The organism is Curtobacterium sp. CFBP9011, assembly GCF_034045095.1.
Lineage (GTDB): Bacteria > Actinomycetota > Actinomycetes > Actinomycetales > Microbacteriaceae > Curtobacterium.
This window is the reverse complement of record NZ_JAXCWN010000001.1, coordinates 826,023-848,984: the sequence shown is the minus strand read 5'-3', so window position 1 is coordinate 848,984 and position 22,962 is coordinate 826,023. Positions and strand designations below refer to the sequence as shown.

The 22,962-nt window shown below is 72.5% G+C and carries 21 protein-coding genes; 10 read left to right on the top strand and 11 right to left on the bottom strand.

The window, feature by feature from the left end; translation table 11 throughout:
* Positions 1–28: 28 nt before the first annotated feature.
* Positions 29–1,534, bottom strand: a complete 1,506-nt coding sequence (locus SOM35_RS04040; RefSeq protein ID WP_320514475.1) for an LCP family protein — start codon at positions 1,532–1,534, stop codon at positions 29–31.
* A 138-nt stretch (positions 1,535–1,672) separates the two neighbouring features.
* On the opposite strand from SOM35_RS04040, the gene SOM35_RS04035 reads away from it, so the two are divergent.
* Positions 1,673–2,509 carry a YdcF family protein gene (locus SOM35_RS04035; RefSeq protein ID WP_320514474.1) on the top strand — a complete coding sequence of 279 codons (837 nt, stop codon included), beginning with the start codon at positions 1,673–1,675 and terminating at the stop codon, positions 2,507–2,509.
* A gap of 39 nt (positions 2,510–2,548) precedes the next feature.
* On the opposite strand, the gene SOM35_RS04030 is transcribed toward SOM35_RS04035, so the two are convergent.
* Both SOM35_RS04030 and SOM35_RS04025 read right to left on the bottom strand, forming a co-directional pair.
* Positions 2,549–3,199, bottom strand: coding sequence for a GntR family transcriptional regulator (locus SOM35_RS04030; protein WP_221849814.1), 651 nt, complete (start codon positions 3,197–3,199; stop codon positions 2,549–2,551).
* Between the two features lie 12 nt (positions 3,200–3,211).
* Positions 3,212–5,356, bottom strand: a complete 2,145-nt coding sequence (locus SOM35_RS04025; RefSeq protein WP_320514473.1) for an MMPL family transporter — start codon at positions 5,354–5,356, stop codon at positions 3,212–3,214.
* An 87-nt stretch (positions 5,357–5,443) separates the two neighbouring features.
* Here SOM35_RS04025 and SOM35_RS04020 point away from each other — a divergent pair, with 87 nt between their 5' ends.
* Both SOM35_RS04020 and SOM35_RS04015 read left to right on the top strand, forming a co-directional pair.
* Entirely contained in the window at positions 5,444–5,881 is a 438-nt protein-coding gene (locus SOM35_RS04020) for a MarR family winged helix-turn-helix transcriptional regulator (RefSeq protein WP_320514472.1), read from the top strand.
* A 55-nt stretch (positions 5,882–5,936) separates the two neighbouring features.
* Entirely contained in the window at positions 5,937–6,944 is a 1,008-nt protein-coding gene (locus SOM35_RS04015) for an LCP family protein (RefSeq protein WP_320514471.1), read from the top strand.
* Positions 6,945–7,016: 72 nt separating this feature from the next.
* On the opposite strand, the gene SOM35_RS04010 is transcribed toward SOM35_RS04015, so the two are convergent.
* From SOM35_RS04010 to SOM35_RS03990, 5 genes are all read right to left on the bottom strand, one after another.
* A complete protein-coding gene (locus SOM35_RS04010) occupies positions 7,017–7,703 on the bottom strand; it encodes a LysM peptidoglycan-binding domain-containing protein (RefSeq protein ID WP_111075285.1) in 687 nt (228 codons plus the stop codon).
* Positions 7,704–8,038: 335 nt separating this feature from the next.
* Positions 8,039–9,190 carry a 23S rRNA (uracil(747)-C(5))-methyltransferase RlmC gene (gene rlmC, locus SOM35_RS04005; RefSeq protein WP_320514470.1) on the bottom strand — a complete coding sequence of 384 codons (1,152 nt, stop codon included), beginning with the start codon at positions 9,188–9,190 and terminating at the stop codon, positions 8,039–8,041.
* Between the two features lie 17 nt (positions 9,191–9,207).
* Entirely contained in the window at positions 9,208–10,110 is a 903-nt protein-coding gene (locus tag SOM35_RS04000; protein ID WP_320514469.1) for an SMP-30/gluconolactonase/LRE family protein, read from the bottom strand.
* A 53-nt stretch (positions 10,111–10,163) separates the two neighbouring features.
* Positions 10,164–10,787: a DedA family protein gene (locus SOM35_RS03995; RefSeq protein WP_320514468.1), complete on the bottom strand. Its 624-nt coding sequence runs from the start codon at positions 10,785–10,787 to the stop codon at positions 10,164–10,166.
* A gap of 94 nt (positions 10,788–10,881) precedes the next feature.
* On the bottom strand, positions 10,882–11,634 hold the full coding sequence (locus tag SOM35_RS03990) for an SDR family oxidoreductase (protein ID WP_253466328.1): 753 nt from the start codon (positions 11,632–11,634) through the stop codon (positions 10,882–10,884).
* Between the two features lie 51 nt (positions 11,635–11,685).
* On the opposite strand from SOM35_RS03990, the gene SOM35_RS03985 reads away from it, so the two are divergent.
* From SOM35_RS03985 to mnhG, 7 genes are all read left to right on the top strand, one after another.
* Positions 11,686–12,534, top strand: coding sequence for an SDR family NAD(P)-dependent oxidoreductase (locus SOM35_RS03985; RefSeq protein WP_320514467.1), 849 nt, complete (start codon positions 11,686–11,688; stop codon positions 12,532–12,534).
* A gap of 163 nt (positions 12,535–12,697) precedes the next feature.
* Positions 12,698–15,568: a Na+/H+ antiporter subunit A gene (locus tag SOM35_RS03980; protein WP_320514466.1), complete on the top strand. Its 2,871-nt coding sequence runs from the start codon at positions 12,698–12,700 to the stop codon at positions 15,566–15,568.
* Positions 15,565–16,077: a Na(+)/H(+) antiporter subunit C gene (locus SOM35_RS03975; protein WP_320514465.1), complete on the top strand. Its 513-nt coding sequence runs from the start codon at positions 15,565–15,567 to the stop codon at positions 16,075–16,077. Before SOM35_RS03980 ends, SOM35_RS03975 begins: the two co-directional genes overlap by 4 nt.
* Positions 16,074–17,807: a Na+/H+ antiporter subunit D gene (locus tag SOM35_RS03970; protein ID WP_320514464.1), complete on the top strand. Its 1,734-nt coding sequence runs from the start codon at positions 16,074–16,076 to the stop codon at positions 17,805–17,807. The genes SOM35_RS03975 and SOM35_RS03970 overlap by 4 nt, the downstream gene beginning before the upstream one ends.
* Entirely contained in the window at positions 17,804–18,385 is a 582-nt protein-coding gene (locus SOM35_RS03965) for a Na+/H+ antiporter subunit E (protein WP_320514463.1), read from the top strand. The genes SOM35_RS03970 and SOM35_RS03965 overlap by 4 nt, the downstream gene beginning before the upstream one ends.
* Entirely contained in the window at positions 18,382–18,792 is a 411-nt protein-coding gene (locus tag SOM35_RS03960; RefSeq protein ID WP_181439275.1) for an MrpF/PhaF family protein, read from the top strand. Before SOM35_RS03965 ends, SOM35_RS03960 begins: the two co-directional genes overlap by 4 nt.
* Entirely contained in the window at positions 18,789–19,151 is a 363-nt protein-coding gene (gene mnhG / locus SOM35_RS03955; protein WP_111075178.1) for a monovalent cation/H(+) antiporter subunit G, read from the top strand. Before SOM35_RS03960 ends, mnhG begins: the two co-directional genes overlap by 4 nt.
* A 13-nt stretch (positions 19,152–19,164) precedes the next feature.
* Here the strand turns inward: mnhG and SOM35_RS03950 are convergent, their stop codons facing one another.
* From SOM35_RS03950 to mgrA, 3 genes are all read right to left on the bottom strand, one after another.
* The gene (locus tag SOM35_RS03950; RefSeq protein ID WP_320514462.1) at positions 19,165–20,388 is read right to left on the bottom strand and encodes an MFS transporter; all 1,224 of its coding nucleotides are present in this window, start codon (positions 20,386–20,388) and stop codon (positions 19,165–19,167) included.
* 178 nt (positions 20,389–20,566) lie between these two features.
* The gene (locus SOM35_RS03945; RefSeq protein ID WP_320514461.1) at positions 20,567–21,745 is read right to left on the bottom strand and encodes a Fic family protein; all 1,179 of its coding nucleotides are present in this window, start codon (positions 21,743–21,745) and stop codon (positions 20,567–20,569) included.
* A 129-nt stretch (positions 21,746–21,874) separates the two neighbouring features.
* A complete protein-coding gene (mgrA, locus tag SOM35_RS03940; RefSeq protein ID WP_320514460.1) occupies positions 21,875–22,918 on the bottom strand; it encodes an L-glyceraldehyde 3-phosphate reductase in 1,044 nt (347 codons plus the stop codon).
* Positions 22,919–22,962: the final 44 nt, after the last annotated feature.

The window sequence follows — 22,962 nt, the reverse complement described above, 5'->3', positions numbered from 1 at the left end:
GCGGCGAGACGCGGCGGACGAGCCGGCGTCAGTTGATGCAGACGCCTTCCTGGCCGTACTCGTGGACTGCGGTGGACGACGGGCTCGGCTCGGCGGGCGCCGTCGTCGGCTTCGGCGCGGCGGCCTCCTTCGACGGTTCCGCCGGGGCGGACGTCGACGTGCCCGGCTGGGCGGCGGCCTGCGGGGTCTTGCCGTCGGTGCCGAGCACCAGGGTGACCCCCTGCACGGCGGTGCTCTGGACCGGCACCGCGCCGGGCACGACGGCGACCAGGGCCTTGGCCTGCGCCTCCATGCCGACCGGGTACTGCACCATCGTCGTCGCCGTGGTGTCCGAGGAGCCCGGGGCGCCGACCTGGAAGCCACGACCCGCGAGCACCGCGGAAGCGGCGGCCGCGGCGCCCGTGACGCCGCTGCCGTTCGAGACCGTTACCGAGACCGACCCGGCCGCAGCCGCGGTCGCCTTCGTGTACGCCGGCGGCTCGCCGACCAGGCTCTGCACGAACGCGGGCATGCCGGCGGTGTCGACCTCGACGATCGACAGTGCCGACCCGTTCGGGTAGATCGTCGGGGTGCCGAGGATCGGGATCGTCGCCGACTTGATGTTCGACGGGCGCAGGTTGCTCATCTGCCGCGCCAGGGTCAGCATGTCGAGCCCCTGGTCGGTCTCCACCGAGCTGCCGATCGCGTCGATGATGTTCGTCGTCTTCACCGGGTTGAGCAGGGTGCCGGCGGACAGGATCTTCCGGGCCTCCTGCGACAGGAAGTACTGCTGGCGGACCTGGCGGTCGAGGTCACCGTTCGGCAGACCGTGCCGCTGCCGGACGAACGACAGGGCCTGCGCCGCGTTGAGCTCGGAGACGCCGGCCGGCAGGTCGACACCCGAGAAGTCGTCCTGGGCGGCCTGGTTCAGGCAGACGTTCACCGGACCGAGCTGCTTGACGATCTCGTAGAACCCGAGCAGCGAGACGCGCACGTAGTGGTCGATCGTCAGCCCGCTGAGGCCCTGGATCGTCGCGATGAGCTTCTTCGCGCCGCCGGTGTCCCCGCCGCCGTTCATCGTGCCGTACGAGAACGCGCTGTTGAGCTTGCCCTTGCCGACGCCCGGGATGTCCACGTACGAGTCGCGCGGGAACGAGATCATCGTCGCGCTCCGGCCGTCCGCGGCGATGTGCAGCACGATCATCGTGTCCGTGTTGGTCGCGCCGCCGTCGGACTGGGTGTTGAGCTCCGCCATCTGCTCCGGCGTCGCGTTGTCCGGGCGGTGGTCGTCGCCGACGAGCAGGATGTTCATCGCGCGGCCGTCGACGTCGTCCTTCGCGGGCGGCGCACTGCCGATGGCGTCCACCTTCGTGACGCTGCTGGCCAGGCGGTTGTACGCGTACGCCGCGTACCCGCCGCTCAGCAGCACGGCCATCGTGAGGACGCCGGCGAGCGCAGGGAAGACGACTCCCCAGTGGCGCTTGCGGCGTCCGTGGCGGGGCGGCACGGCGCGATCGGCCCGGCGTGGCCTGGTCTCCTCGGGTGCGTTCGTCACGGGGAGAACCATAACCGTGGAGCGCGCAGATGACATGGATTCCGCCTGGACGTCCTGTACGCACCGTTCCGGGAGGCCCGGTGCCGGACGTGCGCACCGCCTCCCGTCCACCCATGCTCGCCCCGTACTGTCGGTCGCGTGTTCCTGACCGTCGTCGCCGTCTGCTGCGCCGCCGTGGCGGTCCCCCTGCTGGTGAACGGGGCCCGTGCGTTCCGGCGCGGCGCACGGAGCCTGACCCGCTTGCTGGCGCTCGTCGCCGGGCTGGCCGTCCTGGCGCTCGGTGTCCTGGTCGCGGTCCTCGCCGCCGTCGGGACCACGGTGAGCACGGCACTGCTCGTGCTGGTCCTGGCACTGGCGGGGTACCTGGCGCTGGTGTTCGCCGTCTTCCTCGGTGCCGCGGTCGCGTACGGGCACGTCCGGGTCACGGAGGAGGCCGAGTCACTCGTCGTCCTCGGCTGCGGGCTCGTGCACGGTGCGGTCTCGCCGATGCTGCGGTCCCGCCTGGACCGCACGCTCGAGGTGTTCCACCGCTCGGTCGCCGCCGGCCGCACCCCGGTCGTGGTGCCCTCCGGCGGCCAGGGCGAGGACGAGGACCGCACCGAGGCCGACGCGATGGCGGAGTACCTGGTCGCGCACGGTGTGCCCGCCGGGCTGGTACACCGCGAGGGCCGGTCGACGAACACCCGCGAGAACCTCCGGTACTCCGGCGAGGTGCTGCGCGACGCCGGGGTGCACGGCCGGACGCTCGTCGTCACGAACGACTACCACGTGATGCGCACCGCGATGACAGCGCGACGGACGGGCCTCGACGCCCGGGTGCTCGGGGCACCGACGGCCAGGCAGTCGGTGCCGAGTGCGTTCCTCCGCGAGTTCGCGGCCGTGCTCGTGATGCACGGGTGGTGGCACCTCGGCGCACTCGCCGCGATCGTGGTGCTGTGGGGCGTGGGGCTCACGACCGGGCTGCTACCGGCCTGAGCGACCGCCCGCCGCTCAGCTCCGCTCGGAGCCCACGTCTCAGCTCCGCTCGGGCAGCAGGTGCACGGCCTCCATGGCCAGCTCGGCGGCGATCGGGTCGTTCGCACGCACCGCGTCGCGGAGGTCCGCGATCCGGGGCGTGACGACGTCGACGGGCACGACCTCGGCGATCTCGGGCACGCGGAGCTTGAACGACAGCCCGTCGGTCGTCGCCTTGCAGAGCTGCGCGAGCGAGGCGTTGCCGCACGCGTCGGCCCACATCGCGTAGACGTCGGCGCCGTCGTGCGCCAGGGCCGCCTGCTCGCCCTTGCCGAGTCGTGTGAGCACCTGGTCGAGCGTCGCCACGACCCGGCGGCGCTCGGCGTCGGTGAAGCGCGGGACCGCCAGCCGGACGACACCGCCGTAGATCACGCCGAGGGTCTGGTACGCGTCGAGCAGCTCGGTCTTGGTGGGGGCGGCGACCCGGGTGTACCGGTTCGGCGCCATCTCGACCAGTCCGGCGCGGGCCAGTTCGGCGAGCGCTTCGCGGATCGGGGTGCGGGAGACACCGAGCCAGGCGATCAGGTCGTCGTCGTTGAGGCGTTCGCCGGGCTCCAGGGTGCCGTCCATGATCGCGTCGCGGATCTTGTCCTGGACGGTGTCACGGAGGAGCTTGCGCTCGGCGGCCGGCTGTGTGGAGGGTACGGGCATGCGCTCAGCGTGTCACATGTCACGCGGTCGGCGCGAGAGGCGCGACGGCCACCAGGCCCGACGACCGAGGTCGAGCACGAGCGCCGGCACGAGCAGGGACCGGACCACCACGGTGTCGAGCAGCACCCCGAACGCGACGACGAAGGCGATCTGCACGAGGAACAGGATCGGGATCACCCCGAGGGCCGCGAAGGTGGCGGCGAGTACGACGCCCGCAGAGGTGATCACCCCGCCGGTGGCCCCGAGTCCGCGCAGGACGCCCTCGCGCGGACCGTGGCGGAGTGTCTCTTCCCGCACCCGGGTCATGAGGAAGATGTTGTAGTCCACGCCGAGCGCCACCAGGAACACGAACGAGAACAGCGGCACCGACGGGTCGGCTCCGGGGAAGTGGAACAGGTGGTCGAAGACGAGCGCGCCGACGCCGAGCGCGGCCGCGAAGGACACGATGACGCTGCCGATGAGGACGAGCGGTGTCACGATGCTCCGGAGCAGCAGCATCAGGATGAGCAGGATCACGCCCAGGACGACGGGGATGATCAGGGTGCGGTCGCGGATGCCGGTGTCGTTCGTGTCGATCGCGGTCGCGGTGACCCCACCCACGCGGGCACCGGGGTCGACCCGTTCGACCGCGGTGCGGAGCTGTCGGACGGTCCGCTCGGCCGCGGCGGAGTCGGCCGGGTCGGCGAGGGTCGCCTCGAGGAGCACCTGGCCGCGTGACACGGTCGGGTCGGCAGCCGGGGCGCCGGTCGTGGTGCCGGTCGTCGTGCCGGCGGCGTCCGCGCCGACCGGAGTGGTGCCGGAGGGTGCGTCCTTCGCGGCCGCGGTGACACCGTCGACGCCGTCCACCCCGGTGACCGCGTCGGCGAGCCGGTCGATCCGGTCCGCGTCACCGAGCACGAGCGCCGGGCTGCCGGAGCCACCGGGGAAGTGGTCCGCCAGCACGGTCTGGCCGTCGCGGGCCTGCGACTGCCCGATCACCAGGTCGCTCTGCGGCACCCCGTCGGCGCGCAGCCCGAGCAGGCCGGTGCTCATCGCCAGGAGCCCGACCGTGCAGACGATCCAGACCACCCGGGAGCGCCGCCCGACGAGCCGGCCCACCCGGGCCCAGAGTCCCCGGGCGTCCGGGCCGGTGAGCACCGGGTGGGCGCCGCCGAACGCTGGGCGCAGCGGCCAGAACGCGGCTCGCCGGAAGCAGAGGAGGAGCGCGGGCAGCAGGGTGAGGGCGGCGAGCACACTGAAGGCGATGCCGATCGCCGCGACCGGGCCGAGCGCCTTGTTCGAGTTGAGGTCCGACAGCAGCAGGCACAGCACGCCGACGATGACCGTGCCGCCCGAGGCGATGATCGGCTCGAGGCTGCCGCGGAGTGCGGCCTTGGTGGCGTCCCAGCCGGTGCGGTGGTCGCGGAGCGCCTCGCGGTACCGGGACGTGTAGAGGAGCGCGTAGTCGGTCGCGGCACCGATCACCAGGATCGAGAGGATGCCCTGGACCTGCCCGTTCACGGTGACGACGCCGGCCTTCGCCAGTGCCCAGACGACCAGGATCGACGCGGTCAGGGCGAACACGGCGGTCGCGAGCACCAGGAACGGCAGCAGCGGCGAGCGGTAGACCACGATGAGGATGACGAGCACCGCCAGGAGCGCGACCCCGAGCAGCAGGCCGTCGATGCCCGCGAACGCCTCGGTGAGGTCGGCGGTGAAGCCCGCCGGACCGGTGACGTACCCGCGCAGCCCGTCCGGCAGGGCGTCGTCCACGTCCGCCCGGATCGCTGCGACCGCGTCCCCGGTCTCGGCCGAGGCGGTCAGCGTGGCGACGACCTCGACCGCGTCGCCGTCCCGGCTCGGGATCACCGGGCTGACCTGGTCGACGTCGGCACGGGCACCGAGCACGTCGGCGATCCGGTCGGCGGCGGCGGTGTCGGCGGAGGTCAGGCCGCCGTCCCGCTCGAGCACGACGATGGCCGGTGCCCCGCTGGCGTCCCGGAAGGCACTGCTGCGGTCCTGCACCGCGGTGGCGTCGGCGGAGGCCGGCAGGAACGAGGTCTGGTCGTTCGTCGAGACCTCGGAGATCCGCCCGAAGAAGGGGCCGCCGACCGAGGCGACGACCAGCCAGACGAGGATGACCAGGGCGGGGATCGCGATGCGGAGGGAGCGGGGCACGACGGCGAGCGTACACCGATCGTCAGCATGCTGAACACTTTGCGGCACACCGCGGTCGGGTGGACTGCTCCACCGTAGACTCGGGGCATGGAGGACCAGTCCGCGCAGTGGCCGATCGGACGCCTGCTCGCCGCTGCGTCCCGTGCCGTCGAACGCGAGTGGGACGAACGCCTCCGGGCCATCGGGCTGCAGCACGCCGCCCTCATCGCACTCGACATCGCCCTCCGCACCGGACCGACCGGCGCCGACGTCATCGCCCGTACCGCCCGCGTCCAGCCCCAGACGATGTCGCGCACCCTCGAGCGCCTGGAGCGCGACGGGATGATCGAGCGCAGCCCGCACCCGGAGGACGGCCGTCGGCGGCTCGTCACGGCCACCGACCACGGGCGGCGGATGTGGGAGACCGCGCGGCACATCGAGCGGGAGGTCCTGCCGGACGACCCGGAGCTCCGCGCGCGACTCGGCGCGATCCTGGCCGGCACGCGTCCGCCGGCAACCGACGAGGAGCTTGCACCTGATATGTGAGATGTGTCACCCTGGATTAGTCGGTGCCCAGGCCGGCCTGCACCCAGGGAGTCCCATGTCCGGCCGTCGTGCCCTTGCCCGGAGCCACCGCCGACGCCCCGTCCGCCGAGCGCTGCTGATCGCCGTCGGGCTGCTCACGCTCGTGACGATCGGCCTCGCCGTGGCCGTCAGCGCGTTCGTCGGCGGACTGGCACATCGCTACGACGCCGGGCGGACGGTCATCCAGTCCCCGTTCCCCGAGACGGGTCGTCCCGCCGCCACCGGGGACGCACTCGACGTGCTGCTCATCGGCTCGGACTCACGCGCCGGCCTCGACCCGGACCACGACCGCGCCGGTGGGAGTCGGGCGGACGTCCTGATGCTCGCGCACGTGTCGGCGGACCGCCGGCACGTCGCCCTGATCTCGATCCTCCGCGACTCCTGGGTCGACGTCCCCGGTCACGGCACCGCGAAGATCAACGCCGCGTACTCCTGGGGTGGTGTCCCCCTGACGGTGCAGACCGTCGAACAGCTCCTCGACGTCCGGATCGACCACGTGGCCGAGATCGACTTCGCGGGCTTCGCCGGCATGACCGATGCGCTGGGAGGCGTCACCGTCGAGTCGTCGACCGCGTTCGACGCCCGGGGACACCACTTCACCCTCGGCCCGAACCACCTCGACGGGGCCGCGGCCCTCGCCTTCGTCCGCGAGCGGTACGCCTTCGCCGACGCCGACCACACCAGGGTGCGGAACCAGCAGGCGTTCCTGCGCGCGGTCGTCCAACGGGTCGTCTCCCAGGACACCCTGACGAGCCCGCAGACGATCCAGCGGTTCGTGTCCTCGAGCAGCGAGTACCTCGCCGTCGACCCCGGCCTGGACTTCTCGACACTCGTCGGATTGGGCTGGTCGCTCCGGGACTTCCGCGTGGACGACCTCGACACCACGACCCTGCCGTCGGCCGGTGGCGGCACGAGCGACGACGGGCAGTCCTACGTCCGGGTCGACCGGTCGGCCATCTCCAGCCTGTCGATCGCGCTCCGCTCCGACGACGTGTCCGGCTGGGTCGCGACCCACCCCGGATGACGAAGCCCCCCACGCCGGAGCTCGTGGGGCCCTTCCGATCGGCGCGAGACGCTCAGCGCGAGAGGCTGGGCGTCAGGCCGGGAGCTGCAGGGTCTGTCCTGCGTAGATGAGGTTCGCGTCGTCGACGGTCGACGTGTTCGCCGCCCACAGCTGCTTCCAGCCGCCCTCGACGCCGAGCTTCGTCGCGATGGTGTCGAGCGTGTCGCCCGAGGCCACCTTGTAGGTCTTGCCGCTGGTCGGGACGGCGGCCGGCTTGGTCGCGGTCGCCGACGGAGCCGGCGTGCTCGCGACGGCCTTCGGTGCCGTGGCCTGCGGTGCCGGAGCCGCCTGACGGGTCGGTGCCGCCGGGGCCGCCGCCTGCGGAGCCGGAGCCGGAGCCGCCGGCTGGGCGACGGGCGCCGGGGCCGCGCCGCTCGTGCCGCTCAGGCCGAGCTTCGCGGAGCAGGCGGGCCAGGCGCCCCAGCCCTGCGAGGCGAGGACGTTCTCGGCCACGGCGATCTGCGTCGAACGGCTCGCGCCGGCCGGGCTGCCCGTGCCGCCGTTGGCGGTCCAGGTGCTCTGCGTGAACTGCAGTCCGCCGTAGTAGCCGTTGCCGGTGTTCGCGGCCCAGTTGCCGCTGGACTCGCAGGCCGCCAGGGCGTCCCAGGTCGAGCCGTCGGCCGCGCTGGCCGGTGCAGCCGCGAGACCGACGCCCGTTGCGGCGATGCCGGCGAAGGCGAGTCCGCCGACGAGGGCGCGAGTTCGGGTGTGGTTCTTCATGTCGTTGCTCCACCGGGGTCGCGTCGTCGTTCCCGACGTCGGCTGCCCACCCCGACCGATCGCGGTCAGTCTGATGGTGTCGCCGGGGGCAGCCTCCGCGCCGGCGTCACGGTGGGCCACCATAGGAAACTCACGCTCGTTATCAAACTGAGACCAACGGTTCTACCCAGTAGTGCTATGTACCCCGGACCGACCCTGTACGTCGCGATGCCCATGGGCGCGGCGATCGCACGTACCCGGGTACACGACCTTCCGAGTTCCCTGGCAATCGTGGACCCGGCGACCCGACGACGGACGGGAGGCGCGGGGCGGGCCCGCACCGCGCCTCCCGTCCGTCAGTCCCGCGACAGCAGCGTGACGGCCTCGAGGTGCCCCGTCTGCGGGAACATGTCGAGCACACGGACGCGCCGCAGCCGGAACGAGGGCATCACCGCGAGGTCGCGGGCGAGCGTCACCGGGTTGCAGCTGGAGTAGACGACGTGCCGGACCTCGGACGTCTCGAACCAGCCCGCGAGTTCGGCGCCGATGCCGCGCCGCGGCGGGTTGACGACGACGAGTTCCGGGGCGGTACCGGGGCGGGCGCGCAGCGCGTGGGCGGTGGCGTCGTCGGCGGCGAAGCGGACGTCGGTCAGGCCGGCCTCGCGGGCGGACTGCTTCGCGGACACGATCGCCTCGCGGCTGGTCTCGATGCCGGTGACCGAGCGACCCGGACGTGCGGCGTGCAGCGCGAACCCGCCGACGCCGCAGTACAGGTCCCACATCGAGGCCGGGCCGACCTCGTCGATCCACGCCGACGCCTGCGCGTACAGCTGCGTCGCGACGGACGTGTTCGTCTGGAAGAAGCTCTGCGGGCGCAGGTGCATCGTCACCGGCCCCAGGCGCATCGGCAGGGTCTGCTGCTCGGTGAGGACGACCTCCCGGTCCCCCTCGGTCACCGCCTTGTGCTCGGGCAGCAGGTTCGCGGTGACCACGACGGCCTGCGGCAGGACCCGGCGGAGCTCGCCGAGCCGGTCGCGCAGGCGCGGCAGCTGCCCCTCGCTGCGGAGCACGAACCGCACCATCAGCTCGCCGTCGGGCGACTCGGTGACGAGCACGTACTTCAGCTCACCACGGCGCTGCCGGACGTCGTACGGCATCAGCCCGGCGGACGCGATGAAGTCGGCCAGGACCGGCAGCGCGTGCTGGATGCCCGGCGTGCAGATGCCGCAGTGCCGCAGGTCGACCCCGCGCTGCCGCTCGTCGAGGATCCCGACGGTGGGCTGCTGCACCGTGCCGCCGACGACCATCTTCGCCTTGTTGCGGTAGCCGGACTCGGGGCTGGTGACCGCCGGCAGCCACTCCACCGCCCCCGGGCCGCCGGCCGCGTCGACGGCGTCGTGCAGGAGTTCGCGGGTACGGAGCTCCTTGTCGAGGACCTGGTCTCCGTATGGCTGACCCATCAGGGTGCACGACCGGCAGACCCCGCGGTCGAAGTAGTCGCACTGCATGGCCGAGTCAGGATACGTCAGCGGCGGGCGGCGTCCCGGGTGGTGGTCCGGATGCGGTGCACCGAGGTCGTCGCCGTGACGAACAGGTCGCGGCCGTCGTCGCCGCCGAAGCAGAGGTTCGCGACGGTCTCGGGCACCGGGATGACGCCGATCCGGGTGCCGTCCGGCTCGTGCACGAACACCCCGACCGCCGCCGAGGTCCAGATCCGCCCGTCCTCGTCCACCCGGAGGCCGTCGGGCACGCCCTCGCCCGGGGCGAAGCGCACCAGGTCGCGGCCGTTCTTCACCCGCACCCCGGGGACGCCGGGGGCGGCCGGACCGTCCGTGTCGACGTCGTAGGCGCGGATCACCGGGCGGTCGCCGTCCGAGCTCGCCACGTACAGCACCCGCTCGTCGGGTGAGAACGCCAGGCCGTTCGGCTCGTCGACGTCGAGGACGACCGGGCGCAGGTCCTCGCCGTCCGGGCCGCAGCGGAACACCCAGTGGTCGCCGTACTCCCGCTCGCCCGGGTGCCCCTCGCGCGGCTGCGTGATGCCGTAGGCCGGGTCGGTGAACCAGACGCTGCCGTCCCGGGCGACGACGACGTCGTTCGGGGAGTTGTACGCGACCGCACCCCACCGGGTCGTGATCGGGGTGACGACGCCGTCCCGGTCACGCTCGACCCGCCGTCGTCCGTGCGAGCACTGCACCACCGAGCCGTCGTGGTCGAGCGTCCGGCCGTTGGTGAACTCGACGCCCTGGGCGTACACCGACACGGAGCCGTCGGCCGCCGACCACTGCAGGACGCGGTCCCCCGGGATGTCGGACCACCGCAGTGTCCGGGTCGTGGGGACCCAGCACGGCCCCTCGGCCCAGGTGCTGCCGGTGTGCAGGGTCTCGAGCGCGGCGGGGTCGGGGACGAGGTCGGTGAGGCTCGGCACGGGTGCTCCTTCGGACGGTGCGACCACGCTAGTGCGCGGGCACCGGGGACGGATCAGACCGCCGCGGCCGCCGCCTCGCTGCGTCGCCGCACGGCCTTCTCGATCGCCGAGATCCCCAGGCCGAGCAGGATCGACGCCACGACCGCGAGCACGGTCACGAGGAACGGCTGCTCCCGGCTCCAGTGTCCGGTCGCTGCGGCGATCCCGACGCAGTACGCGGCCCACACGACGTCGGCGAGCGCGCAGCTGAGCAGGAACCGACGGAGGTCGAGCCCGCTGTCGGCACCGACAAGGTTCGTCGTCAGCCGACCCATCGGGATGAAGCGTCCGAGGACCGCGATGCGCCCCGGGGCCGCGCGGTACCGCTCGTCGATCGACTCCCGGGCCTTCCGGACCTTCGGCCGGGCGAACCAGGACTTCGAGCCGAGGTCGAACGACCGGGCCAATCGGTAGAGCGCCAGGTCGCCGAGCACCATGCCGACCGTGGCCGCGACGACCAGGAGCAGCACCGGCAGCAGCCTACCGTCACCGCCGACCAGGAGCGTGCCGATCGCGACGACCATGGCCTGGCTGGGCAGGAAGACCGCGATGCTGCCGACGGCGAGCACGAGGCCGACGACCAGGAACGCCCACGGGGTGCCGACGAGCTGCAGCACCACCTGTTCTGCTGCGTCCACTGCTCACCCTCCGCGGCACGAGCCTGACGCGCCGCTGTCGATCATCTCAGGTCGACGAGCAGGCCGCGCGCCGGTGCGGTCCCCGGCCCGGTCGTCAGTGCTGCGACACCGGTGACAGCACGAGCTCGTCGATCCGCACGTGTGCCGGAGCGCAGAGCACGAAGCCGATCGCTCGACCGACGTCCTCGGGCGTGAGCATGACCGCCCGGGCCGCGGCGTCCGGCACGCTCGGGCGCTGCTCGAGGAAGTCCGTCGCGACGTCGCCCGGGCACAGGTGCGTGGCGCGGACGCCGTGCTGCGCCTCCTGCTGGTTGAGCGTGCGGACGACGGGACCGAGCGCGGTCTTGCTCGCCGAGTACGCCACCCCGGCTCCCGGCTGCGACGACCACCCGGCGTACGAGGACACCACGACGACGACCCCGCCGGACCGTCGGAGCGCGGGGAGGGCCGCGTCGACGACCTGCACCACCGCGGTCAGGTTGGTGTCGATCACGGCGCGGAGGTCCGTCATGCTCTGGTCGTCCCAGCGCCGCCGCGGCGAGTTCAGCCCGGCGGACAGCACGAGTCCGTCGATCCGCCCGTGGCGTTCGAGGAGGGTGTCCCGGGCCGCGGTCACGGCCTCGGGGTCGGTGGCGTCGAGGGGCAGGACCTCCGCGGTGCCGCCCTCGGCGCGGATGCCGGCGGCGACCGCCTCGAGACGCTCGGTGCGACGGCCGCTGAGGACGAGCCTCCAGCCCGACCGGGCCGCCACCTGCGCGGCCGCAGCCCCCATGCCGCTGCCACCGCCGGTGACCCAGAGGACGCGGTCGTCCGTCGTGCTCCGGTCTGCTGTGCGCTCGTCCGTCATGGGTGGGACAGTAGACGCGTCGGCGTCGACGGACGCCCCGAAGGAGCGACGATGCACCTCGACCTCAGCGACCGGGTGGTGGTCGTCACCGGCGGCGCCCGCGGGATCGGCCGGACCATCGCGGAGCGGTTCCGACGGGAGGGCGCGCACGTGGTCGCGCTCGACCTGGCCGCGGCGCTCGCGGACCGCGGGGCGGACGACCAGCCGGGAGGCCCGCCCAGCGTCCCCGACGGTGCCCACGCAGTCGGGGCCCCCGGTGTCGGGACCCCCGCTGTCGAGGCCCACGCGCTCGAGGTGCTCGCCTGCGACGTCACCGACCCGGCGTCGGTGCGCGCCGCCGTCGACGCGGTCGTCGCCCGGCACGGCACGGTCGACGTCCTCGTCAACAACGCGGGCATCAACGTCGAGGGCCGGGTGGCGGACCTGGAGTGGGACGCCTGGCGGCGGTGCATGGACGTGAACCTCGGCGGCACCTTCCTCATGAGCCAGGCGGTGGCGCCGGTGATGCAGCGGGCGGGGCGCGGCCGGATCATCAACGCGGCGTCCTTCGCGGCGATCGTGCCGAGCGTCGGCAGTGCGGCGTACGCGGCGTCGAAGGCGGCCGTCGTGCAGTTCACCCGGGTCCTGGCGTCCGAGCTCGGGCCGTGGGGCATCACCGTGAACGCGTACGCGCCGGGGATGGTGCCGACCGCGATGAACGGCTTCGCGACCATGCCGACCGCCGACCAGGACCGGCTGCTCGACACCCTGTCGATCCGGCGGTGGGAGACGCCGGACGACGTCGCGGACGTGCTGCTGTTCCTGGCGAGCGACCTGGCGGGGTACGTGACGGGGACGCTGCTCGACGTGTCCGGCGGCAAGCTCGCGACCCAGATCCCGTCGCGCGCGTACGAGGACTGAACCGGGCCGGGCAGTCCTGCCGGCGAGCGGGCAGAGTCGGAGGCAGTCTGGACCATCGCGACGGACCCTGTCCGCTCGCACAGGATCTGCTCATGCGGCTCTCCGTAGGCTGTGAGGTACCAAGAGAGCCGGACTGCAGCCCGACCCCCGAGGAGGTGCCCCTGTGTTCACCGTCCTCATCGCGTTCGGCGTCATCGCACTCGTCGTCCCCGCACTCACTCCCCTGCTGGGGCGTCGCGTCTTCTTCGTCGCCGCCCTCGCACCCGCCGCCGCCGCGGTCCTCACGCTGACCCAGACCGCTCCGGCGCTCGGTGACGGCGTCACGGAACGCGTCCGCTGGATCCCGCAGCTCGCCCTCGACCTGGCGTTCCGGGTGGACGCCCTGTCCTGGGTGCTCGCCCTCGTGGTCACCGTGGTCGGTGCGCTCGTGCTGGTCTACTGCGCCTCGTACTTCGCCGACGACGAGCCGGGTCTCGGTCGGTTCGCCGGCGTCCTGACCGCGTTCGCCGGGTCCATGTACGGCCTGGTGATCGCCGACGACGTCATCGTGCTCTTCGTCCTGTGGGAGGCCACGACGGTCTTCTCCTACCTGCTCATCGGGCACGACGCCGTGAAGCGGGCGAGCCGGGCCGCCGCCATGCAGGCACTCGTCGTCACCACGGCCGGTGGACTCGCGATGCTGGCCGGGCTCGTCGTCATCTCGGTCGCCGCCGGCACCACCTCGCTCTCCGGCATCATCGCCGCGCCCCCGACCGGCACGGCGGTCACGGTGTCGGTGATCCTCGTCCTGGTCGGCGCACTGACCAAGTCGGCGATCGTGCCGTTCCACTTCTGGCTGCCCGCCGCGATGGCCGCGCCGACCCCGGTGAGCGCGTACCTGCACGCCGCCGCGATGGTGAAGGCCGGCATCTACCTGGTCGCCCGGCTGGCCCCGGCGTTCGCGCTGCTCGACGGTTGGCGCGAGACCATCACGGTGCTCGGCGTGCTCGGCATGCTCGTCGGCGGGTACCGGGCACTCCGGCAGACCGACCTCAAGCTGCTGCTGGCGTACGGCACGGTCGCCCAGCTCGGGTTCCTCGTGCTCGCCGCGGGCTGGGGCGTGCCGGAGATCGCCCTCGGCGGGGTCGTCCTGCTCGTCGCCCACGCCACGTTCAAGTCCACGCTCTTCCTGGTCGTCGGCACGGTCGACCACGTCAGCGGCACCCGGGACCTCTGGAAGCTCAGCGGGGTCGGTCGACGACTGCCCGGGCTGGCGGTCGTCGCGGTGCTCGCCCTCGCGTCGATGGCCGGGATCCCGCCGCTGATCGGCTTCGTCGCGAAGGAAGCCGTGCTCGGCGGCTTCCTCGAGGAACTGCACGGCACCGACGCCGGCTGGGCCTGGGTCGCACTCGTCGGCGTGACCGTCGGGTCGGTCCTGACCGTGGCGTACTCGTGCCGGTTCTTCTGGGGCACCTTCGCCCGGAAGACCGGGGTGGCCCAGACCGAGCCGCACGCGCTGCACGGGCTCTGGGTCGTCCCCACCGTCCTCGGCGTCGCGGGGCTCGTCCTCGGCCTCGCCACCCCGTTCGTCGCGCACGGGTTCGAGTCCGCCGCCACGGCCGCCCGGCACGGCAGCGCCGAGGTCCCGCACCTGGCGCTCTGGCACGGGTTCGAGCCGGCCCTCGGCATCTCCGCCCTGACCCTGGTCGGCGGTGGCGTCCTGTTCCTGCTCCGCACCCGGGTCGAGTCCGTCCAGCACCGCCTGGCCGGGTCGCCGTCCGCCTCCGCCAACTACCGACGGCTGATGCGCGGCCTCGACCGGTTCGCGACCTGGCTGACAGCCAGCCTGCAGCGCGGTTCGCTGCCCTACTACCTGACCGTGATCCTGTCGGTGTTCGTCGCCGGTGCCCTGGCGAACCTCGTCGTCGGCGGCCCCTGGGCCTTCCACATCCGGTTCGCCGACTCCTGGGGCCAGCTGCCCGTCGTCGTCGTGATGGCGATGGCCGCGATCGCCGTCCTCGCCGCGAAGACCCGGTTCGCCGCTGCCGTCCTGGTCGGCGTGACCGGGTACGGCACCGCGATCCTGTTCCTGCTGCACGGCGCCGTCGACCTCGCCCTCACCCAGCTCGTCGTCGAGACCGTCACGCTCATCGCGTTCGTCCTGGTGCTGCGCCGACTGCCCCCGCGGATCGGCACCGCCAACCCGTCGCGCTTCCGGGTGCTCCGCGCACTGTTCGCCGCGCTCGCCGGGCTGACCCTGGCGATCGTGGTCATCGTCGCCGCGTCCGCGCGCACCGCCGAGCCGCTCTGGCCGGACCTGCCGGCGCTGACCAGTTCCTTCGGGCACGGCCTGAACGTCGTGAACGTCGCCCTGGTCGACCTCCGCGGTTGGGACACCCTCGGCGAGCTGACCGTCGTCGTCGCTGCGGCGACCGGCGTCGCGAGCCTGATCTTCGTGCGCTCCCGCGAGGACACCCTGCCCCGGCTCCGGGACATGCCGTCCTCGGTCGCGAGCGGGGACGACCGGGCCGACGGCGAACCGCGCGCCTGGCTGCCGACCAGCGCGGCGATCCCGACCGGACGCTCGGCACTGCTCGACATCGTCGTGCGCCTGCTGTTCCACGGCCTGGTCGTGCTGTCGGTGTACCTGCTCTTCGCCGGTCACAACTCGGCCGGTGGTGGCTTCGCCGGCGGGCTCGTCGCCGGCATCGCCCTCGCTGCCCGCTACCTGGCCGGCGGGCCGGCGGAGCTCGGGGCCGCGGCACCGATCCGTGCCGGCCGACTGCTCGGCCTCGGCGTCGCCACGGCCGGCATCACCGCGATCACGCCGATGTTCTTCGGCAAGGACGCGCTCTACTCCGAGTTCTTCGAGGCCACCGTCCCCGTCCTCGGCCACGTCGAGTTCGTCACCGCCACGTTCTTCGACATCGGCGTGTACCTGGTCGTCGTCGGACTCGTGCTCGACGTGCTCCGCTCGCTCGGGGCCGAGGTCGACCGCCAGCGCCTCGAGGACCGCCGCGTCCCCACCGCCGACACCCTGGAGGGACCCGCATGACCGTCACCCTCGTCCTCGTCATCGCGATGGCCGTGCTGTTCTCGTGCGGCGTCTACCTGCTCCTCGAACGCTCCCTGACCCGGATGCTGCTCGGGTTCCTGCTGCTCGGCAACGCCCTCAACCTGCTGCTCCTGACGATGTCCGGCGCCGCGGGTGACCCGCCGATCGGCAAGACGGCGGACGGGATCACCGACCCGCTGCCCCAGGCGTTCGCCCTCACCGCGATCGTCATCACCTTCGCGGTCAGTGCGTTCCTGCTCGCCCTCATCCACCGATCGTGGCGGCTGTCCCGCGCCGACGAGGTCGAGGTGGACGAGGCCGACGTCGCGATCCGCACCGACCGCCAGGACCCGGCCGACGACGACCCCGAACTCGCCGAGGACGACAGCCCGAGGCGGCACGACCCGAAGTCCCCCGAGGACGCGGACGACCCGCACGAGACGACACCACACGCCACCGCCCCGCACGACACCGCCCCGCACGAGACCGAGAGCAGGCCCCGCACGTGACCTTCCTCGTCCCGCTCCTGGTCCTCGTCCCGCTGCTCGGCGCCGCCGTCGCCCTGGGGCTGCTCCGACACCAGCAGCTGCAGCGCGCCATCACGGTCGCGGTGCTCGTCATCGCCGTCGCGGTCGCCGTCACGCTCATGGTCCTGGTCGACCGGCACGGCACGATCGTCGTGCAGGTCGGCGGCTGGCAGGCGCCGTACGGCATCTCGCTCGTGGTCGACCGGTTGAGCGCCCTGCTCCTCACCGTGTCGAGCTCGGTGCTGCTCGTCGTCCTGCTGTTCTCGATCGGTCAGGGCCTGGCCGACGACGACGAGGACGCCCCGGTCACGATCTTCTACCCGACCTACCTGGTGCTGGCGGCGGGCGTGCTCGACTCGTTCATCGCCGGCGACCTGTTCAACCTCTACGTCGCGTTCGAGATGCTGCTGGTGGCGAGCTACGTGCTCATCACCGTCGGCGGCAGCGTGCAGCGGGTCCGCGCCGGCACGACGTACATCGTCACGAGCCTCATCGCGTCGTCGATCTTCCTCGCCGCCATCGGCCTGGTCTACGGCGCGACCGGCACCGTGAACATCGCGCAGATCAGCCAGCGGGTGGCCGAGCTGCCGGACCACGTCCAGCTGCTGCTGCACACCATGCTGCTCATCGGGTTCGGCATCAAGGCCGCGGTGTTCCCGCTGGCGTTCTGGCTGCCCGACTCGTACCCGACCGCTCCGGCCCCGGTCACCGCCGTGTTCGCGGGTCTGCTCACGAAGGTCGGCATCTACGCGATCATCCGGCTCGAGACGATCATCTTCCCGGGCCCACAGCTCAACGGGGTCCTGCTCGTCGTCGCCGTCCTGACGATGGTGGTCGGGGTGCTCGGCGCGGTGTCGCAGACCGACGTGAAACGGCTGCTGTCCTTCACGCTCATCAGCCACATCGGGTTCATGGTGATGGGCATCGGGCTCGGGTCGGTGGTCGGCACCGCGGCCGCGGTCTTCTACACGGTGCACCACATCGTCGTGCAGACCACCCTGTTCCTGGTCTCCGGGCTGATGGAACGGGTCGGCGGCACCACGTCCACGAGCTCGCTCGGCGGCCTGCTCAAGGCGGCTCCCCTGCTCGCAGCGCTCTACCTGATCCCGGCCTTCAACCTCGGTGGCATCCCGCCGTTCTCCGGCTTCATCGGCAAGCTCGGGCTGTTCCGCGCCGCGGCCGAGGACGGCTCGCCACTCGCGTACGTGACGATCGGTGCCGGGGTCGTGACGAGCCTCCTGACCCTGTACGCCCTGATGCGCGTCTGGGACGCGGCCTTCTGGCGGCCCAAGCCGGCGGCCGAGGCCGCCGCCCCGCACGCCAGCGTCGCCGAGCCGCACGAGCACCTGCGCGCGCCGGAACCCGCGCCCGTCACGGTCCCCGAGACGGAGACCGACGGTCGGACAGGAGGCTCGTCCGACTCCGGTACGCCGGCTGCGGTCGTCCGCGCCCCGGCCGGCGACGGCTCGGTCGCGACGCTCGACGACCCGACACGGTCGGACGCCCACCGCCACGGCAACGCACCGACCAACGACGAGGCACGGGCGAAGCTGCCGCCGATGCTCGTCGCGGTGACCACCATCGCCGTGCTCGGTTCGGTGGCCCTGACGGTCCTGGCCGGCCCCCTCTACGGCTACGCGACGCGGGCGGCCGAGTCGCTCGAGTCCCCCGACCGGTACGTGCAGGCCGTCCTCGGCGGTGCGGCCCGATGAGCGACGTCAAGCGGTTCACGAACGCCCGTCGGATGGCGCTGGCGTGGCGGTACGACGTGCCGCTCGTGCTCGGGCTCACCGTCCTGTGGGCACTGCTCTGGGGCAGCTGGACCCCGCTGACGCTGCTGTGCGGTGTCGTCGTCGCCCTGCTCGTCACCCAGTCGCTGCCGCTGCCGCCGGTGCCGCTGTCCGCCCGGTTCTCGGTCGTGCACGTCGTCTGGTTCCTGCTCGTCTGGGCCGGGTACGTCGTGGTCGCCTCCTTCCGGGTCGCCTGGGTCGCGATCCGGCCGCGCGGGGTCCGGAAGAGCTCGATCGTCCTGGTCCAGTTGCACACCACGTCCGAGATGACCTTCACCCTGTCCACCATCGCGATCTCGCTCGTCCCCGGCTCCTACGTCATCGACGAGGACCTGCGCCGCCGACGCCTGCTGCTGCACGTGCTCGACACCGAACGGGTCGAGCAGGTCGACGACGCCCGCCGGGAGGCCATGCGCATCGAGGCCCTCGTGATCCGGGCGATCGGCTCCGCGCAGGACGTCTCCGAGCTGTCCGAGCCGCTGCCCGAGGTCGTCCGGTGAGCGCCGCCGTGATCGTCCTCGCCGTCGGGATCGCCCTGGTCCTGGCGTTGCTCGGTGCCACCCTCGTGCTGGCGGTCGGGCGGATCGTCCGTGGTCCGACGATCCTCGACCGGATGATCGGGTCGGACATGGTGCTCACCACCGTCCTGCTCGTCATCGCCGCCGCGATCGTCGTGCGGCAGGACCCGAGCGCCGTGCCGGTCCTGGTCGTGATCGCCGCCACGAGCGTCTTCGCGACCGTCGCCGTCGCCCGCGCCGTCACCCCGTCGACCGACCCCGAGGACGAGGGCATGGACGCCACCACCCCCGAGCACGCCGCCGAGGCCGCCGATGAGGCCACGGTCGCCGGGCAGGCGGACGACGCACACGCCACGGATGAGGGCCACACCGCAGGAGGCCAGCGATGACCGAGATGACCGACATGCTGCAGGCGTTCCTCGACGACGCCGGCATCCGGGCGTGGATCGCGCTCGGACTGCTGCTCGTCGGCGCCGGGCTGTCACTCGGTGCGGCGATCGGCATCGTCCGCTTTCCCGACCCGCTGGTCCGACTGCACGCGATGTCGAAGCCGCAGGTGCTCGGGCTGGCCTGCTGCCTGGCGGCCGTCGTCGTCGCGGTGTGGACCTGGTCCGTGCTGTGGATGGTGATCCCGGCGATGGTGTTCCAGCTCGCACTCGTGCCGGTGTCCACGCACATGATCGCCCGCGCCGGCCTGCGCTCGGGCGACTACCGGCACGAGGACCTGCTGGTCGACGACACCGAGTGACGCCGGAGCGGCGTCAGCGCAGCGCGTCGCGGCGGGACAGCACCAGGTTCGCCGCACCCGCCAGCACGACGACGGCGGCCGAGAACGCCGGGAACGCCATCGCGGCCGGGGTGCCGGCGCGTTCGGCGACCTCGCCGACGACCGCACTGGCGATCGACTGTCCGACGATGACCGCCGAACCGAGGATGGTCATCGTGGTCGCCGAGCGGCCCACCGGCGACCGGTCGGACCCCAGGCTGTACTGGGTGACCAGGGTGGGGCCGATGCCGATCCCCATCACGGCGAGGACGATCCCGACCGCCAGCACGGAGCTCGCGCTGGCGAAGACGATCGCCGACCCGAGCAGCACGACGCCGAAGAGCAGCCACCGCCAGCCGAGCCGGAAGGCCCGGGGGAACGCCGCCGAACCGAGCGCGAGCCCGGCCGAGCCGATGCCCATCAGGCCGTAGAGCAGCCCGGCCCGCGAGGACCCGCCGTGGTCGGCCATGAACGCGGTCAGCGCGGTCAGCGTCGAGCCGAAGAAGAACCCGATGCCGAGGATGCCGACGACGACGACCACCAGTCGGGGCCGCAGCAGCTGGCGCGCCGGAGCCGGACGCGGGTCGGACGCGTGCCCGAGGGTCAGACGACCGGTCGGGTGCAGGGCGAACGCCGTGACGAAGACGAACGTCAGGACCGAGGCGCCGGCGACGGCGACCCACGGCGCGATGGCGCTCGCCAGGACGCCGACCAGGAACGGTCCGACGATGAAGACCGTCTCGTCGGCGGCGGACTCGTACGCCATCGTGCCGCTGAGCACACGCTCGTGCCGCTTCGGTTCCATCCGGTTCCGGATGATGGCGACGAGCCGGGTGCGGGACATCGGCGCGACCTGCGGCGCACTCGCCCCGATGAGGAACGACATCGCCAGGACGGCCAGGTCGGGGGCGCTGCTCTGCACGACGAACGGCAGCGCACCGAGCAGCACCGCGTTGGCCAGGCCGACGGGCACGAGCACGGCGCGCTGCCCGTACTTGTCCGCGGCGGCACCGACGAGCGGCCCGAACAGCGCGGAGCCGATGCCGACCGAGGCCGAGTTGATGCCACCGAGGGCGACCGAGTCACGTGCGGCGACGACGAGCGTCAGCACGCCGACGACCATCATCGCGAAGGGCAGTCGCGCCACGAAGGCGATGGGGAAGTAGGACCGCCCGGCGAGGGCGATCAGGGAAGCGCCGGAGGAACGCGCCTGGAGCATGGTGGGGGTGTGCCTTCTCGGCCCACTCGTGTGGAGCGGACCCATCGGGTGCCGCCGCTGTCCGCCGGGGTGCCGGCGTCCGGTAGATACACGGTTGTTGCTGGATTGCGTGTCCAGGGTACCCGCCGGACGCACGGCGCATCCAGGGACCGGCGCCGGGCCTCCCGTCAGGACGGGCTCAGCCGCGACGACCGGCTCGGGCAGCGAACGCGTCGAGAGCCGCCAGGACCTCGTCGCTCCGGTACACGCGTGACCGGAGCGAGTACTCGGACTTCGCTCGCAGCACTCCCGCTGCCACCAGGGTGTCGAGGGCGCGGTAGACGTTCACGGCCGGTCCGAGGGCGACGGCGAGCGTGCCGGCGGTGACGACGGGCTGTCGCGCGATGACCTCGAGGACGCGCCAGACGGCGGAGTCGCTGCGGGACCGGACCGTCGTCCGCCAGCGCTCCTGCACGGCGTGCACGTCGTCGACCAGGGCGGACGCGTTCTGCACGGCACGGAAGCACGCTTCGGCCGTGGCCGTGACGATCGCCTCGACGTCGCCAGCGCGGTAGGCATCGAGCGCAGCGTGGTAGCCCGCAGTGTCGGTGAGCAGCCCGGCGGACACGGGGATGGTCACGTTCCGCGTCAGGCCGGTCCCTCGGAACATCGCCTGCATGAGCGCCCGTCCGGTCCGGCCGTTGCCGTCCGTGAACGGGTGGACCGTCTCGAACTGGGCGTGCACGACGGCGATCTGGACGAGCCGTGGCAGGTCCGTCCGACGCGCGAAGCGCATGACGTCGTCGACGAGCCCCGGCACGCGGTCGGCTCGGGGCGCGACGAAGTCGGCGCCGTCGGGAGAGTCGGCGGACCGGCCGATCCAGACCGGCTCGTCTCGCCAGGTGCCGGCGTCGTGGTTCGGGTCGCCGTCGAGCAACGCGGCGTGCATCGACAGGACGGTCTCCGTCGTCAGCTCGTCGGCCAGGTCCAGTGCAGCTTGCACAGCCCGGGTGTTCGCGACGATCTGGGCGGCGTTCTGCCGGGAGGTGTCCCCGAGCTCGGCGGTGAAGACCGCGCGCGCACTTGCGGTCAGGTGCTCGATCTGCGACGAGGCGGCCGCTTCAGAACGCATCAGCAGCGGCGCGAAGGCGGCGATCTCACCGCCGAGCCCGGCATCGAAGCGGACCAGCGCCTCTGTTGCCTCGTCGACCACTGCGGCGGTCGCGGAGGACACCGTCGGGTCGAGGTCTGCGATGAACGGGGGGACGGCGGCGCGGTAGGTGTGCCCGACGGTGGCACGCCGGCTGACGGCGACACCGAAGCCGGCGTACCGGGACTCGAACCACAGTTCCTCGGAGTCGATCGCGGGCCATGGCATGTCGTGCTCCGCTCGTCAGTCACGTGTCAGCTCGCGGCCGCGAGTTCGACACTTAGCGTACCAAGTGTCGAACTCGCGACTCGCTGATCACACTTGCGTGCGCTCCAGGGACCGGCGCCGGGCCTCCCGTCAGGAGACCTCGCCGGAGCGGGCACCCGCCCAGAGGTCGACGTCGGTGATCCCGACGCTGTGCTCGTCGATGGTGCGGAGCTCGTCGTCCGAGAACGACGTGTTCGCGAGCGCCGCGACGTTGTCCTCGAGCTGCTCCACCCGGGAGGCGCCGATCACCAGGGACGTGACGCGCTCGTCCCGCAGGGCCCACGCCAGGGCGAGCTGCGCCATCGTCTGTCCGCGGGACTCGGCGACGGCGTTGAGTGCGCGCAGGTGCTCGACGACCTCGGGGGTGATCGAGGACGGGTCGAGCGACTTCCCGGCCGCGGCACGGGAGCCCTCGGGCACGCCGTCCAGGTACTTGCCGGTGAGCAGGCCCTGCGCCAGGGCGGTGAACCCGATCACGCCGAAGCCCAGTTCGCCCGCCGCGTCGAGCAGCCCCTCGGTCTCGATCCAGCGGTTCAGCATCGAGTAGGAGGGCTGGTGGATCAGCAGCGGCGTGCCGAGGTCGCGGAGGATCGCGGCGGCCTGGCGGGTGCGCTCGGCGTCGTAGGACGAGATCCCGACGTACAGCGCCTTGCCCTGCTGGACGGCGGTGTGCAGGGCGCCCATCGTCTCCTCGAGCGGGGTGGAGGAGTCGAGCCGGTGCGAGTAGAACACGTCGACGTAGTCCAGGCCGGTGCGGCGCAGCGACTGGTCGAGCGAGGCGAGGACGTACTTGCGGGAGCCGCCGCCCTGGCCGTAGGGACCGGGCCACATGTCCCAGCCGGCCTTCGTCGAGACGACCATCTCGTCGCGGTAGGGCGCGAAGTCCTCGCGCATGAGCTTGCCGAAGTTCAGCTCGGCGGCGCCGTAGGGCGGGCCGTAGTTGTTCGCCAGATCGTGGTGGGTGATGCCGAGGTCGAACGCCCGGCGGCTCACCGCACGCTGGGTCTCGAACGGGACGTCGTCGCCGAAGTTGTGCCAGTAGCCGAGGGAGAGCAGCGGCAGGTCGAGGCCCGAGTGCCCGGTCCGCCGGTAGGTCATCGAGTCGTAGCGGTCGTCGGCCGCGGTGTAGGTCATGGACCCGAGCCTGCCACGACGCTACCGTGGGTCGCACCGACGAG